Here is a 14,502-nt window from a genome sequence, read left to right as displayed (position 1 = left end):
GTCACCCCTGAGATTGGAGCGCCGATTGGATCGCTTCGCTGCGCGCGCAAGGACGGCACGGGTTTCGAGAGGCCGAACGAACCGCTCTCGCGAAAAGCCCATCAACCCCGCTCGAACAGATTGAGCTTGATCGCATCCTCGAGGAGCCGGACCTCGACGGCCTGTCCGCGGAAAGCCGGGTCGAGGTCGTCGGCGGCCCGGTAGAGGCCGTCGATCGCCACGAGCTCCGGCTCGAAGCGGCGACACCAGATCCGCGCCGTGGGATCACCCGCGGCGCCGGCAATGGCCCGTCCGCGCAGCGCCCCGTAGACGTGGATCGAGCCGCCGGCGATCACCTCGGCACCCGAGGCGACGGCCCCCAGCACGGTCACATCGCCTTCCAGATGCAGCACGGTCTGGCCCGACCGCACCGGTGCGTCGAGGATCAGAGAGCGCGCGACCTCCTTCGCCGGCGTCTCGGCCGGCGCGGCCTCACCGGGCGTGTCGATCTCGCCCGCGGGACGACCGCCCGACAAGGCCGGCGGCGTTCCGGATCCGAGGAGCGACGGCGCCGCGCCCTCGATGCCGAGGATCGCGATGTTGCGGGCGGCGAGTTCGGCCAACAGCCCGTCGAGATCCTCACGGCCGAGCCGCAAGCCCCCGAGGTCGAGGATCACCGGCCGGCCGGCGAAGAAGTTCGGTGCGCGCCGGTTCAGGGCGTCCAGGTCGCCGAACCACTCGGACACCGGCGGCACCGGCGCCAGAACGGTGGCCATGAAGGAGCGGCCGCGGAAGCGGATCGGCGGGCGCGCCGGCTCGGATGTCGGCTGGGTCACGGGCGTGTTCGGTGTCGCTGCGAGGGTCGTCCGCATCCATGCGGCGGCGCGGCGCCGGGGGCAATCCCGCATCGCCTGGTGTGACGCATTGGCGGGTGCGCGAGGCCGTTTCTGTTGTAGAGAGAGGCGGCAGCCGAGCCGGACGGACCCTTGAGCAGCGCCACCACGCAAGCCCTCAGACCCTTCGTCGTCGATGACCTGACGCAGGCGAACCAGCGCCGGGCGGCCGACCCGCGCGCCTCGGCCTGGGTGTCGGCCAATGCCGGGGCGGGCAAGACCAAGGTGCTGACCGACCGGGTGGTGCGGCTGCTGCTCGACGGCGCGCCGCCCGGACGCATCCTGTGTCTGACCTTCACCAAGGCCGCCGCCGCCAACATGGCGATCCGCGTCTTCCGCCTTCTCGGGCGCTGGGTGACGCTGGATGACGCGGCCCTCGCCGCCGAACTCGCGGATCTGACCGGCGAGCGCGCCGGGCCGGATCGGCTGCGCATGGCGCGGCGCCTGTTCGCCCGGGCCGTGGAGACGCCGGGCGGCCTGAAGATCGAGACGCTGCACGCCCTCTGCGAGCGGCTGCTGCACATGTTCCCGTTCGAGGCCAACGTCCCGGCCCGCTTCGTGGTGCTCGACGACACCAAGGCGCGCGAGCTGTTCGAGATCGAGATGGCCAACGTCCTGGCCGACGCGGTCTCGAACGGCGACACGCCGCTGAGCGCGGCCCTCGCCCGCGTGACGCCAGAGGCGACGGGCGACACCCTCCGGGCGGCGATCCGCTCCGCGATGCGGGCCCGCGGCCTGATCGGTGACCGGGCCGGGCTGGACGACGCCTTTGCGCGCCTCCACGGCGCGCTCGGGCTCGCCGCGGAGGAGACCGCCGAGCGGATCGAGGCGGCGATCCTGGACGGAGGCCCCGGCTGTGCGCCGGACGAGCGCGGCGCGCTGGTCGCGGCGCTCCGCACTGGCAAGGCCAACGACGAGAAGCTCGCGGACGCGCTCGCCGCCGCGGAGGCCGAGCGGGTGCGCTCCGAGGCGCTTCCCGACCGGAGCGAGGCGCTCGCGCTCTATCGCGGCGTGTTCTTCACCCAGAAGGACGAGCCCAAGGCCGACAGCAGCCTCGGGACCAAGAGCGTCCCGACCGCCGTGAAGGAGGCCCTGATCGCCGAGCGGGAGCGGCTGGTGCCGCTGTTCGACCGCCTGCGCGCCGCCCGCGCCCATGCCCGCACGCAGGCGCTGTTCCAGCTCGCGGCCGAGATCCATCGGCGGGTCGAAGCCCAGAAGGCCCGGCTCGGCGCCCTCGACTTCGATGATCTGATCCACAAGGCGCTGGATCTGCTCGACCGCGTCGGCGCGGGCTGGGTGCTGTACAAGCTCGACCGGGGCATCGACCATGTGCTCGTCGACGAGGCGCAGGACACCAACCCGGAGCAATGGGCGATCCTGCGGGCGATCACGCAGGAATTCGCCGCCGGCGAGGGCGCCCGGACCGGGACCCGCACGCGCTTCGCGGTGGGCGATCCCAAGCAGTCGATCTACGGCTTCCAGGGCGCGGAGCCGCGGGAATTCGCCCTTACCCGGGCGGCCTGGATCGCCGAATCGCGTTCGGCCGGCCTGACCTTCGAGGACGTCCCGCTCACGCTGTCGTTCCGCTCCACGAGCCTGGTCCTGCAGGCGGTCGATGCGGTGTTCGCCCTCGACGCGCACAATGAGGGCCTGTCCTTCGACGACACGGTGCGCAAGACCGTCCATGCCAGCGCCCGGCCCGGGGCGCCGGGCGCGGTCGAGCTGTGGCCGATCGCCGAGCCCGAGCCGGCGGCCGAGCCCGAGGCCTGGACGGCGCCGCTGGACGCGCCCGAGATCAGCGCCCCTGCCATCGTGACGGCCCGTCGCGTGGCGCAGGCGGTGCGAACCTGGACCACGCGCGGCGACGCCACCGGCCGGATCTGGCGTCCCGGCGACGTCCTGATCCTGGTGCGCAAGCGCGGACCCGCCTTCGAGGAGGTGATCCGGGCCCTGAAGGGGCTCGCAGTCCCCGTCGCCGGGCAGGACCGGCTGGAGGTCTCGGCCCATATCGCGGTGGCCGACCTCGTCGCGGCCGGACGGGCCGGCTTGCTTCCCGCCGACGACCTGACCCTCGCCACGGCGCTGAAGACGCCGCTCGTCGGCCTCACCGACGACGATCTGGTGCGGATCGCCGCCCGCCGCGACCTGTCCGAGACCCTGGAGGACGCCCTGCACCGGCACGCCGAGGCCGGCGACGCGGCGGCGATCCGCGGGCGCACGGCGCTTGCCGACTGGATCCGGCTCGCCGGCCTTCACGGCCCGTTCGGCTTCTACGCCCGGCTTCTCGGCCCGCAGGGTGGCCGCGCGAAACTCGTGGCCCGCCTCGGCGGCGAGGCCGGCGACGCCATCGACGTGTTCCTCGCCGCCGCGGCCCAGGCCGAATCCGGAGAGGATGCGCCCTCACTCGGCGGCTTCCTGGCGCGCTATGTCGGTGCCGAGGCCGGGCATACGGTCAAGCGTGATCTCGAATCGGGTCGGGACGAGGTCCGCGTGATGACCGTGCACGGGGCCAAGGGTCTCGAGGCGCCGGTGGTCGTGATCCTCGACGGCTGCGAGCCTCTGGGACGCAACGATCCGCCGCTGCTGCCGCTGGCGATGGAAGGGGCCGTCCTGCCGCCGGTCTGGTCCGGGGGGAAGACGCAGGATTGCGCGGCCGCCGGAGAGGCGCGCGCGGCCCTGCTCGCCCGTGCCCGGCAGGAACACAACCGCCTGCTGTACGTGGCCATGACCCGCGCCGCCGACCGGTTGATCGTCGCCCCCTTCCGCGGCCACGAACGCGAGAGCGAGACGGCATGGTGCCGGATGATCCATGCCGGGCTGGAGAACGCCTTCGGCGTCGGCCGGTCGATCGAGCTGTCCTATGGTTCCGCGACCGTGTGGCACGACGGGATGGAGACGGCCCGCGAACCCGATAGGCCGCCGCAAGCCGCCGCTCCGGACCGGGATCCGTCCTGGCTGCGCAGCCCCGTGCCGCCGGAGCCGGAGGTACCGACGCTCAGCCCGTCGGGCGCGCTCCAGGCCGCGGACGGCACTCGCGTGCCGCCGCCACGCCTGGCGGATGCGCAGGCCCGGCGGCGCGGCATCCTGATCCACGCGCTCCTGCAGCATCTGCCCCGGGTCGAGCCGGCACGCCGGGAGGCCGCCGGGCTCGCCTTCGTACGGTCGCGGGCGCCTGGATTACCGCGCCCCGCCGTCTACGGCATCGTCCGGTCGGTGCTGCGACTCATCGATGACCCGGACCTCGCGCCGCTCTTCGCGCCCGAAGCACGCGCAGAGGTCAGCCTGTCGGGGCGGGTGCGAACGGAGCAGGGCGAGCGCTCGGTCCAGGGACGGGTCGACCGGATCTCGGTCACGGCCGACGCGGTGCGCATCGCCGACTTCAAGACTGGGCGCCCGCCGGACGAGGACGCGCCGCTGCCGCCGGCCGAAGCGGGCCAGATCGCCCTGTATGCCCGGCTCCTCGGCCAGATCTATCCCGGCCGAACGATTCGCCCCATGCTGATCTGGACCTCCGGCCCGGTGATCCGCCCCCTCGATGCCACCGACGTCGCTGCGGCCCTCGCGCATGCCGGGATCGTGACCTGAGGACGCGTCCCCCGCGCTCCGCCGGTGCCGACATGCGCCAGCGCACACCCGGCAACGGGAGACGGGAGCCCGCTCCCGCGGGAGCGACCGGACTTCTTGACCGCGCAGTCACCCGTCGCCAATTCTGGTCGGACCGCGCGGGCCCCTGCCCGTTCGACGCTGCCCGACCGGCGGCGACTTCCGAAAGGTGACGTTATGGCGACGGTGAAAGTAACCGACGCGAGCTTCGAGCAGGACGTTCTCAAGTCCGCCGAGCCCGTCGTGGTGGATTTCTGGGCGGAGTGGTGCGGCCCGTGCCGTCAGATCGGCCCGGCGCTCGAGGAGATCGCGACCGATCTTCAGGGCAAGGTGAAGATCGCCAAGGTCAACGTCGACGAGAATCCGCAGATCGCCGCCCAGTACGGCATCCGCTCGATCCCGACCCTGCTGCTGTTCAAGAACGGCGAGCGGGTTGACCAGAAGGTCGGCGCCGCCCCGAAGGGCGACCTGTCCCGCTGGATCGGCGCGCAGACCGCCTGAACGATCCGCGAGGACGGCAAAAAGGAAAGCCCGGCCGCAAGGCCGGGCTTTCTCGGTTTCAAGACCCTGTTCTTATGAAGTCCCGGGCTTCTGCCCGGGACTCAACGTCCGGTCTCAGTACGAGCCGAACTTGTAGTTCAGGCCGGCGCGGACGACAGCGAAGGCGTTCTCGTCGCGACGGGCAGTGGCCAGCGAGTACACCGGCACGAGGCCGACCGGGGAGATCGCGGCGCCGACCAGCGGGAACTGGGCGCGGTTGTTGCTGTCGAGGTTCACGTACAGGCCTTCCACCTTCAGCGTGACGGCCGAGGAGCGGAAGAAGTTCAGGAAGGAATCGGTCGGCAGGGCGTATTCGATACCGCCACCGACGGTCCAGCCGGTCTTGAAGTCGTTCCGGCGACCGGCGAAGTTCTGGAAGCCGACGCGCGCGCCGTCATCCGTGCCGGTGGCGTAGGCGAAACCGCCGGTGGCGTACACGAGGGTCCGGTCGAAGGCGTAACCGAGACGGCCGCGGACGGTGCCGAAGAAGTCGATGGTGTTGAGCGTGCCGTTGACCGGGATGAAGCCCGGGTTGATCGCGCCGGCGTTGGTGGCGAAGCGGGCGCGACGGCCGAAGTCGAGGTACTGCGCGTCGGCCTCGAAGCCGATCACGGCGCCGTTGCCCGGGCTCAGCTGCCAGTTGTAGCCGATCTGGCCACCACCCGAGAAACCTTCGCGGCTGTTGTTGTCGTAGACCAGCGACGAGCCGTTCGGCAGAAGCGCCTGGTAGGGGACGAGACCGCCCGGCACCAGAGCGACCGGGTTGCCAGGCGTCTGGACGAAGCCGCGGGTCGAGTTGCTGCTGGCGTCGAAGGCGTAGCCGGCGTTGATACCGAAGTAGGCGCCGGTCCAGGTGAACACCGGAACGGGGGTGAACACCGGCGGCGGAGCGCGACGCGGCAGGTCGGCGGCCGAAGCGGCGGCGGTGAGCGCCGTAAACGCCGCAAGAGAGGTAACAAGCTTCTTCATTACTGTGATCCCCAGCATTAGCCCGATCGAGAGTGAAAATAAGCGATCGTGGCTTTCGGGGATGTAGCTTAGCTGCCACAGCCGGGGGAAAGCGTGGCCGTGGAGCGGCTTTCGCCGCGTTGATTGCGGCGAATCGACGACGTTTGGAACTCGGAAACCAAAGTTCGCGAGATGTCCAGAGCCAAGCCCTGGAGCTGCCGCGGCAGCTCCGAACCGCTCCGGACTTGCGAGCACTCAGACCGGCGGCGTGTCGTTGGCCGCAAGGACTAAGCCGGCCAAGTACAGCGAGCCGCAGATCAGGATCCGCGGCGGCTGCTCGAAGGCGATGTCCTTCACGAGAGCGAGAGCAGCCTCGATGCTCGGCGCCGCGTAGGTCGAAAGGCCGACGCTCGCGCCGATCTGCGCCACCTCGTCCGCGGGACGTGCCGCCATCGTACCGGTGATCGGCACAGCGACGAGCGCGCGCGCGAGACCGACGAAGTTGCGTAGGAAGCCGTCGGCGTCCTTCGTGCCGAGAAGGCCCACGATCAGCACCAGCGGCACGTCGCTCCGCTCGCCCAGATCTGCCATCGCGGCGGCCAGGATCCGGCCGCCATCGATGTTGTGGCCGCCGTCGAGCCACAGCTCGGCGCCGGGATCGAGCTGCGCGGCGAGGCGACCGCGGCCGAGCCGTTGCAGCCGGCCCGGCCACTCGACCTCGGTCAGGCCCTTCTCCAGCGCGGTGATTCCGATGTCGCCGAAACCGGCCGCGCGCAAAGCCGTGATCGCGGTGCCGGCATTGACCAGCTGGTGGCGGCCGGCGAGCCGGGGACGCGGCAGGTCGAACAGGTCCGTCTCATCCTGATAGACCATGCGGCCGCGCTCCTCGTGGACCGAGAAATCCTGGTTGCCCACCAGGATCGGTCCGGCGCCCACGGCCTCGGCCCGCCGGCAGAGCACGGCGTCGGCCTCGGCATAGTCCTGGGCGGCGATCACAGCCGGACAGCCGCGCTTGAAGATCCCGGCCTTTTCGGTCGCCACCGACTCGACGGTGTCGCCGAGGTATTCGGCGTGGTCGCGGCCGATGGGGGTGACGACCGCGCAGGCCGGCCGCTCGATCACATTGGTGGCATCGAGCCGTCCGCCGAGACCGACTTCCAGCAGCAGCACGTCGGCGGGGCTCTCCGAGAACAGCAGCAGCGCCGCGGCCGTGGTGATCTCGAACATGGTGATCGGCTCGCCGTCATTGGCGGTCTCGCAGCGCGAGAAGGCGTCGGCCAGCCGGTCCTCGTCCACGAAATGGCCGCCGCCGATCCCGCCGATCCGGATCCGTTCGTGGAAGCGCACGAGATGCGGCGAGGTGTAGACATGCGCGGCCAGACCGCCCGCCTCTAGGATCGACCGCATGAACGCGATGGTCGAGCCCTTGCCGTTGGTCCCGGCGACATGGATCACCGGCGGCAGGCGCCGTTCCGGATGGTTGAGCCGCCCGAGCAGCCGCTCGATCCGCCCCAGCGACAGGTCGATGGTTCGGGGGTGCAGCGCGAGGAAACGCGCCATCAGGGCGTCGGACGAGGCCATCGCGCGGGACTTACGCCGCCTCGGAGGCCGTGACCGGCGCACCGGCTTGGGCGACGTTGGTCAATAAGCCGCAAAGGCGCGTGATCGTCTCCTTGAGTTGGTGGCGATGCACCACTTGGTCGACCATGCCGTGCTCCCGCAGATATTCCGCCCGCTGGAAACCGTCGGGCAGTTTCTCCCGGATGGTCTGCTCGATCACCCGCGGGCCGGCGAAGCAGATCAGGGCACCCGGCTCGGCGAGGTGCACGTCGCCGAGCATCGCGTAGGAGGCGGTGACGCCGCCGGTGGTCGGGTTGGTGAGGACCACGATGTAGGGCAGGCGCGCGGCATTGAGCCGGCGCACCGCCACCGTTGTCCGAGGCATCTGCATCAGCGACAGGATGCCCTCCTGCATGCGGGCACCGCCCGAGGCCGCGAACAGCACGTAGGGGGTACGCTTCTCCAGCGCCGTCTCGGCGCCGCGTACGAAGGCCTCACCGGCCGCCATGCCGAGGGACCCCGCCATGAAGCCGAATTCCTGCGCGGCCAGAACCATCGGCAGGCCGCCGACCCGGCCGAAGCCGATCTTGAACGCGTCCTGCAGCCCGGTCTTGGCGCGCGCCTCCTTGAGCCGGTCGGCGTAGCGCTTCTCGTCGCGGAACTTCAGCGGATCGGGGGCGACCTCGGGAAGCGCGACGTCAATCCAGGTGCCCTCGTCGAACATCATCTTCAGGCGCGCCTGGGCAGCCATCTTGAGGTGATGCTCGGAGCCCGGAATGACCCAGTGATTGGCCTCGACCTCCTTGTGGAAGACCATCTGCCCGGTATCCGGACACTTCACCCAGAGGTTCTCCGGCGTCTCGCGCTTGAACAGAGTCTTGATCCGGGGGCGCACAACCTCCGAGATCCAGTTCATCGGTTCGACCATTGCGTTGCGTCCGTCCGCTTCAAGCTCGCGCAGATATCAGGATGGGCGCGCCCCACCGCCAGGGTTCAGGAGGCCCGCTCAGGCCGCCCGCTCAACACCGGCGGACCGCACCCCCTCGGCCAGCTCGCGCACGAGGTCCACGACGGCCGGCACGCTCCCGGCCTGTGGCCGGCCCTCACTGTCGAGGGAGCGGACCAGGGCGTCGACCAGCGCCGAGCCGACGACGACGCCGTCGGCCCCCTTGGCGATCGCGGCCGCATGGGCGCCGGTCTTCACGCCGAAGCCGACCACCACGGGCAGGTCGGTGTGGCGGCGGATCCGGGCGACCGCCTCGGAGACCTTGCCGAAATCGGGCGTCGCCGTACCGGTCACGCCGGTGATCGACACGTAGTAGACGAAGCCCGCGGTGTTCGCGAGCACCGCGGGCAGGCGACGCTCGTCCGTGGTCGGCGTGGCCAGCCGGATGAAGGCCAGGCCCTTGGCCAGCGCCGGCAGGCACAGCTCGGCATCCTCTTCCGGCGGCAGGTCGACCACGATCAGGCCATCCACGCCGGCCGCGACCGCATCCTCCAGGAACCGGTCGACCCCGTAGGTGTGGATCGGATTGTAGTAGCCCATCAGCACGATCGGTGTGCTGTCGTTCTCCGCGCGGAAGCGGCGGACGAGGTCCAGCGTGCCGGAAACGGTCTGCTTGGCCTTCAGCGCCCGCAGGCCCGCCGCCTGGATCGCAGGACCGTCCGCCATCGGGTCGGTGAACGGCAGGCCGAATTCCAGGATGTCGGCGCCGGCGCCGGGGAGCGCCCTCAGAACCTCCAGGGAGGTCTCGGGATCGGGGTCGCCCGACATCACGTAGGTGACGAGGACGGACCGGTTCTCCGCGCGGGCGCGGGCGAAGGTGGCGTCGATGCGGCTCGGCATGGTCTGGCGGTGTTCGCGGTTGCGGGGCGAGAACGGCCCGGGGTTGCACCCGCGCTACACCAAAGGCGCCGGCCCGTGAAGCGGGCGGCTCTTGCGGCTGCGCTTCGATGCCGACAGCCGTCACGCCCGCGGGCGTTCCGACGCGTGCGACGCGGCCATGCGCGGCGGGCGATTGTCGCGCCCGCTGCAGCTGCGTAGCTGGTCGCATGTCCGAGACCTCGCTTCCGACGCGCCCCTTCTCCGCGATGCTGTTCGACATGGACGGCACGATCATCAGCTCGATCGCCTCGGCGGAGCGGGTCTGGTCGCGCTGGGCCGAGGCGCACGGTCTCGACGTGGCGTCGTTCCTGCCGACCATCCACGGAGTGCAGTCGGTGGAGACGATCCGGCGCCTCAACCTGCCCGGTGTCGACCCGGAGGCCGAAGCTGCCGCGATCACGCGGGCCGAGATGGAGGATGTCGGCGACATCGCGGAGATTGCCGGGGCGCGAGCCTTCCTAGAGGCGCTGCCGCCGGAGCGCTGGGCGATCGTCACCTCGGCGCCCCGGGCGCTGGCGACCCGGCGCCTCGCGGCGGCCGGGATGCCGCTGCCCGCCCTCATGGTGGCCGCCGAGGATGTTCGTCACGGCAAGCCCGCGCCGGACTGCTTCCTGATGGCGGCGGAGCGGCTGGGCGTCGCGGCATCGGAATGCCTGGTCTTCGAGGATGCACCGGCCGGCATCCAGGCGGCCGAGGCCGCCGGCGCGACCGTGCTGGTCGTCACCGCCACCCATCACAGGCCGGTGAGCGCGGGACACGCCGCGATCCCAAATTACCGCGGGCTCTCGGTCGAAGCTACCGCGGACGGGATCCGCGTGATCGCGCGCGGCTGAGCGGATCGGCCTCGCCGCCACAGGTCGGGCATTGACTTCACGCGGGCACAGCGCGGCACTATCGGGCCTGCGAGGATCGGGTCCAGGAGCAGCAGGCCGATGACCAAGCCCAACGGCGTGCCGCGCAACCTCTTCGAGACAGCCGAGGGCCGTCGTCTCGTCGAGGCTCGCACCGACCCGGCCTGGCGCCAGTGGGGTCCGTATCTCAGCGACCGGCAATGGGGCACGGTCCGCGAGGATTACAGCGCGGGCGGGGACGCCTGGGACTACCTGCCCCACGACCATGCCCGCTCCCGGGCCTACCGCTGGGGCGAGGACGGGATCGGCGGCTTCGGCGACCGCCATCTCAACTGGTGCCTGTCGCTCGCGCTCTGGAACGGGCGCGACCCAATCCTGAAGGAACGCCTGTTCGGTCTCACCAACCAGGAGGGCAATCACGGCGAGGACGTGAAGGAGCTCTACTACTACCTCGACGGCCTCCCGACCCATGCCTTCATGCGGATGCTCTACAAGTACCCGCAGGCCGCCTTCCCTTACGGACAGCTGGTCGCGGAGAATGCGAGGCGGGGCCTCGACGACCCGGAATACGAGCTGCTCGACACCGGTCTGTTCGACGAAGGCCGCTACTTCGACGTCGAGATCGCCTACGCCAAGGCCGCACCCGACGACATCCTGATGCGCGTCACCGCGACGAACCGCGGTCCTGATGCCGCCGACCTAACGCTCCTGCCGCAGCTCTGGGCCCGCAATATCTGGTCTTGGAAACCGGACGTTGCCAAGCCGGAGCTGATGGCCGGGTCCGACGGCTCGGTCTGGGCCCGTCATGCCGCGATGCCCGCCGATGCGGTTCTTCGCGCAGGGCGCGGCCGAGCTGCTGTTCACCGAGAACGAGACCAACACCCATCGGCTGTTCGGCAGCGGCCCGGCCGCGGGCTTCTACAAGGACGGGATCGACCGCCACGTGGTCGGCGGCGACCGTGGCGCGGCCAACGGGCTGTCGGGCACCAAGTGCGCCGCCCGCTACGACCTGCATCTCGAGCCCGGCGAGACGCGGATCCTGCGCTTGCGGCTGCGCGCCGAGACCGTAGCGGGGGAGCCCTTCGCGGATTTCGATGCGGTCTTCGCCGCGCGCGAGGACGACGCGGACGCGTTCTACGCGGCGCTCCAGGCGCCGATCGCGGATCCCGAGATGCGTCTCGTCCAGCGGCAGGCGCTGGCCGGCATGCTCTGGTCGAAGCAGCTCTATCACTACGACGTGCGCGAGTGGCTCGCGGGCGATCCGGCCCAACCCGCCCCCGCGCCCGAGCGCCGGCACGGGCGCAACAGCGATTGGGCGCACCTCCGCGCCAACGACATCATCTCGATGCCGGACGCCTGGGAGTATCCCTGGTTCGCCTCCTGGGACCTCGCCCTTCAGGCGATCGTGTTCGCGCTGATCGATCCCGATTTCGCCAAGAACCAGCTGCTGCTCCTCGTCGACGAGGCTTACGCGCATCCGAACGCGGCGCTTCCGGCCTACGAGTGGGGGTTCGGCGACGCCAACCCGCCGGTTCATGCCCTGGCGGCCTGGCAGGTGTTCGAGCTGGACCGCGCGCTCACCGGCGTGCCCGACCACGCCTTCCTCAAGCGGATCTTCAACAAGCTCACCCTGAACTTCACCTGGTGGGTGAACCGGAAGGATGCGGACGACCGCAACCTGTTCCAGGGCGGTTTCCTCGGGCTCGACAATATCGGGATCTTCGACCGCTCGAAGCCGGTGGGCGACGGAGCGACCCTCACCCAGTCCGACGCGACGGCCTGGATGGCGACCTACGCCCTCAACCTGATGCGCATCGCCATCGAGCTGGCTCTGCAGGATCCCACCTTCGAGGACATGGCGGAGAAGTTCTTCGAGCATTTCCTCCTGATCGCGGGCGCCACCGGCGCGGGCGTGTGGGACGAAGCGGACGGCTTCTTCTACGACGTGATCGAGACCTGGGACGGCCAGCGGCTGCCGATCCGGGTGCGGACCATGGTCGGCCTGATTCCGATCTTCGCCGTGGCGACGATAAACGCGTGCGACCTCGAGAAGCTGCCGTCGCTGCGCGCACGGATGGCGTTCTTCCTCAAGAACCGACCGGATCTCGCGACCCTGGTCTCGCGGTGGAACGAGCCCGGCCAGGGTCAGACCGCGCTGCTCTCCCTGCTGCGCGGCCACCGGCTGAAGGCCCTGCTGCACCGAGCCCTCGATCCGGGCGAGTTCCTGTCGGATCACGGCCTGCGCGCCGTATCCCGGGCCTACGCGGACCAGCCGTTCTGCTTCGCGTGGGACGGCCGCGACCTCGGCCTCGCCTATGAGCCCGCTGAGTCCCGGTCACGCTTGTTCGGCGGCAATTCGAATTGGCGCGGCCCGGTCTGGATGCCGGTGAACTACCTGCTGATCGCAGGCCTCAACCGCTTCCACGACTATTACGGACCGGATTTCCGGGTGGAGGCGCCGACCGGTTCGGGGCGGACCTCCTCGCTGCGCGAGATCGCCCGGCATCTGTCTCAGCGCCTGATCGGCCTCTCGACCCGCGGATCCGACGGGAAGCGGCCGGTCTACGGAGACAGCCGCATCGAGCAGGACGACCCGAACTTCCGCGACCACGTCCTCTTCTACGAATACTACGACGGCGACACCGGACGCGGCGTCGGCGCCGCGCACCAGACCGGATGGTCCGGGCTCGTGGCCTTGCTGATCCAGGACATCGCGACGGCGGCCGTCGAGGCGTCAGCGTCGGATTGGCCGTAACGCGCCCCGCCGGTCCGCAGCCGGACGGTGCGGCGCTACTCCGCCGCCTGTCTGACCCGCAGCCGCTGGTCGATTCCGATCTGACGCGAGATGTTCGACCGGCGGGCGCTGTAGGCGGCCGAGACCAGCGGATAGTCGACGGGCAGGCCCCATTTCGCCCGGTAGGCCTCGGGGGTCAGACCGCGAATGGTCAGGTGGCGGCGCAAGGCCTTGTAGGGCTTCCCGTCTTCGAAGCTGATCAGCGAGTCGGGGCGGATCGAGGCGCGGATCTGCGCGTCGGTCGGTCGATCGATCGACGTCTTCGCGGGTTGGTCTAGCGCCGCGATCGAGCGGTGAACCTGCAAGAGCAGCTCGGGCAGAAGATCCGCGGGCACGCTGTTGCGCGTTACATACGCGCTCAAGATCTTCGCTGCGAGTTCAACACTCGGCGAGGCGGTGCGCATGGTCGTCTCCTCGGTTTTTCTTTATGGCCGATCCGGCGCTTGCCCATCTTTTTGGCATTAGCTCTACCGTGGGCTATTATGCGCCATGAGCAACATAGTACAACTATGGCGCGCATTTGTCGCACCATAAATACCACCTCGAGTTGAAAAATCCGGTCCGCTGACGCGGCTGCATCGGCGAGGATGCGATGAGGCCTCGGGAACTGCCGCCGGACATCACGCCGATTGGTGCGGACGACGCGACCGAAGCCGTGGAAGGCAGGCTGCGATTCAACTGGCGCAGAGCGCCAGACCCGCGTTGACTTCAAGTCAGCGGGTTAAGAGCTCAGAACAGCAGGTGCAGCGCCAGCGGCGCCAGGATCGCCGTCACGAACGCGTTGAGCCCCATGGCGATGCCCGCGAAGGTGCCGGCCACCTCGCTGACCTGGAAGGCGCGCGCCGTGCCGATGCCGTGCGCCGCGAGCCCGGCTGCGAAGCCCCGGGCCTGCATGTCGTGGATCCGCAGCAAGTTCATCATCGGCGTCACGAGGATCGCGCCGATGATGCCCGTGAGGATCACCAGGATGGCGGTCAGCGTCGGGTCGCCGCCGAGCGCCTCGGCGATGCCCATGGCGACACCCGAGGTCACCGATTTCGGCGCGAGCGACACGAGAACCGGCTGCGGGATGTCGAGCAACCGCGCCAAGCCGATCACGACGGCCAAGGTCGTGGCCGAGCCCGCGGCCAGGGCCGTGAGCATGGGCACCAGCGCGCGCGTCACGGTGGCCCGCCGCTCGTAGAGCGGCATGGCCAGCACCACGGTGGCGGGTCCGAGCAGGAAGTGCACGAACTGCGCGCCCTCGAAATAGGCGGGATAGGGTGTTCCGGTCACCGCCAGAACCCCGCCGACCAACGCCACGGTGATGAGCACCGGATTGGCGATCGGATGCCGGCCGGTGGCCGCGGCGATCCGGTCCGCCAGGACGTAGGCCGTCAGGGTCACCGTCAGCCACAGCAGCGGCGTCTTGGCGAGATAGACCCAGAGGGAGAAGTCGCCGCTCACGCG

At 70.1% G+C, this 14,502-nt stretch carries 10 protein-coding genes and 1 pseudogene; 4 read left to right on the top strand and 7 right to left on the bottom strand.

From position 1 onward, the window contains the following. Positions 1-101: 101 nt before the first annotated feature. The gene (minC, locus tag ABIE45_RS10535; protein ID WP_373622863.1) at positions 102-755 is read right to left on the bottom strand and encodes a septum site-determining protein MinC; all 654 of its coding nucleotides are present in this window, start codon (positions 753-755) and stop codon (positions 102-104) included. Between the two features lie 210 nt (positions 756-965). On the opposite strand from minC, the gene addA reads away from it, so the two are divergent. Further along, positions 966-4,457, top strand: coding sequence for a double-strand break repair helicase AddA (addA, locus tag ABIE45_RS10530; RefSeq protein ID WP_192706667.1), 3,492 nt, complete (start codon positions 966-968; stop codon positions 4,455-4,457). 195 nt (positions 4,458-4,652) lie between these two features. Beyond that, entirely contained in the window at positions 4,653-4,976 is a 324-nt protein-coding gene (gene trxA / locus ABIE45_RS10525) for a thioredoxin (RefSeq protein WP_010682902.1), read from the top strand. Between the two features lie 114 nt (positions 4,977-5,090). Here the strand turns inward: trxA and ABIE45_RS10520 are convergent, their stop codons facing one another. From ABIE45_RS10520 to trpA, 4 genes are all read right to left on the bottom strand, one after another. Then, positions 5,091-5,984 carry a porin family protein gene (locus ABIE45_RS10520; protein ID WP_192706666.1) on the bottom strand — a complete coding sequence of 298 codons (894 nt, stop codon included), beginning with the start codon at positions 5,982-5,984 and terminating at the stop codon, positions 5,091-5,093. Positions 5,985-6,218: 234 nt separating this feature from the next. Continuing rightward, complete coding sequence (locus tag ABIE45_RS10515; protein WP_192706665.1) at positions 6,219-7,544, bottom strand: folylpolyglutamate synthase/dihydrofolate synthase family protein; 1,326 nt, start codon at positions 7,542-7,544, stop codon at positions 6,219-6,221. Positions 7,545-7,554: 10 nt separating this feature from the next. Beyond that, positions 7,555-8,451 carry an acetyl-CoA carboxylase, carboxyltransferase subunit beta gene (gene accD / locus ABIE45_RS10510; protein ID WP_192706664.1) on the bottom strand — a complete coding sequence of 299 codons (897 nt, stop codon included), beginning with the start codon at positions 8,449-8,451 and terminating at the stop codon, positions 7,555-7,557. A gap of 78 nt (positions 8,452-8,529) precedes the next feature. After that, the gene (trpA, locus tag ABIE45_RS10505) at positions 8,530-9,369 is read right to left on the bottom strand and encodes a tryptophan synthase subunit alpha (protein ID WP_192706663.1); all 840 of its coding nucleotides are present in this window, start codon (positions 9,367-9,369) and stop codon (positions 8,530-8,532) included. A gap of 206 nt (positions 9,370-9,575) precedes the next feature. On the opposite strand from trpA, the gene ABIE45_RS10500 reads away from it, so the two are divergent. Then, positions 9,576-10,241, top strand: coding sequence for an HAD-IA family hydrolase (locus ABIE45_RS10500; RefSeq protein WP_192706662.1), 666 nt, complete (start codon positions 9,576-9,578; stop codon positions 10,239-10,241). 99 nt (positions 10,242-10,340) lie between these two features. Beyond that, a pseudogene (locus ABIE45_RS10495) lies at positions 10,341-13,014 on the top strand (glucosidase). A gap of 35 nt (positions 13,015-13,049) precedes the next feature. On the opposite strand, the gene ABIE45_RS10490 reads toward ABIE45_RS10495, so the two are convergent. Further along, a complete protein-coding gene (locus ABIE45_RS10490) occupies positions 13,050-13,457 on the bottom strand; it encodes a MucR family transcriptional regulator (protein ID WP_192706660.1) in 408 nt (135 codons plus the stop codon). 325 nt (positions 13,458-13,782) lie between these two features. Continuing rightward, positions 13,783-14,499 (bottom strand): LrgB family protein, encoded by a 717-nt coding sequence (locus tag ABIE45_RS10485; RefSeq protein WP_192706659.1) that lies wholly within the window; start codon positions 14,497-14,499, stop codon positions 13,783-13,785. Between the last annotated feature and the right edge of the window lie 3 nt (positions 14,500-14,502).

The organism is Methylobacterium sp. OAE515 (genome assembly GCF_041806315.1).
Taxonomy (GTDB): domain Bacteria; phylum Pseudomonadota; class Alphaproteobacteria; order Rhizobiales; family Beijerinckiaceae; genus Methylobacterium; species Methylobacterium tardum.
Note: the sequence above shows the minus strand (reverse complement) of the source record. Positions and strands in the feature narration are given on the sequence as shown.

Excerpts from the sequence above, each read along its gene's own strand:
- minC (WP_373622863.1), bottom strand. The coding sequence starts at position 755 with ATGGCCACCGTTCTGGCGCCGGTGCCGCCGGTGTCCGAGTGGTTCGGC.
- trxA (WP_010682902.1), top strand. The coding sequence starts at position 4,653 with ATGGCGACGGTGAAAGTAACCGACGCGAGCTTCGAGCAGGACGTTCTC.
- ABIE45_RS10520 (WP_192706666.1), bottom strand. The coding sequence starts at position 5,984 with ATGAAGAAGCTTGTTACCTCTCTTGCGGCGTTTACGGCGCTCACCGCC.
- ABIE45_RS10515 (WP_192706665.1), bottom strand. The coding sequence starts at position 7,544 with ATGGCCTCGTCCGACGCCCTGATGGCGCGTTTCCTCGCGCTGCACCCC.
- accD (WP_192706664.1), bottom strand. The coding sequence starts at position 8,451 with ATGGTCGAACCGATGAACTGGATCTCGGAGGTTGTGCGCCCCCGGATC.
- trpA (WP_192706663.1), bottom strand. The coding sequence starts at position 9,369 with ATGCCGAGCCGCATCGACGCCACCTTCGCCCGCGCCCGCGCGGAGAAC.
- ABIE45_RS10500 (WP_192706662.1), top strand. The coding sequence starts at position 9,576 with ATGTCCGAGACCTCGCTTCCGACGCGCCCCTTCTCCGCGATGCTGTTC.
- ABIE45_RS10490 (WP_192706660.1), bottom strand. The coding sequence starts at position 13,457 with ATGCGCACCGCCTCGCCGAGTGTTGAACTCGCAGCGAAGATCTTGAGC.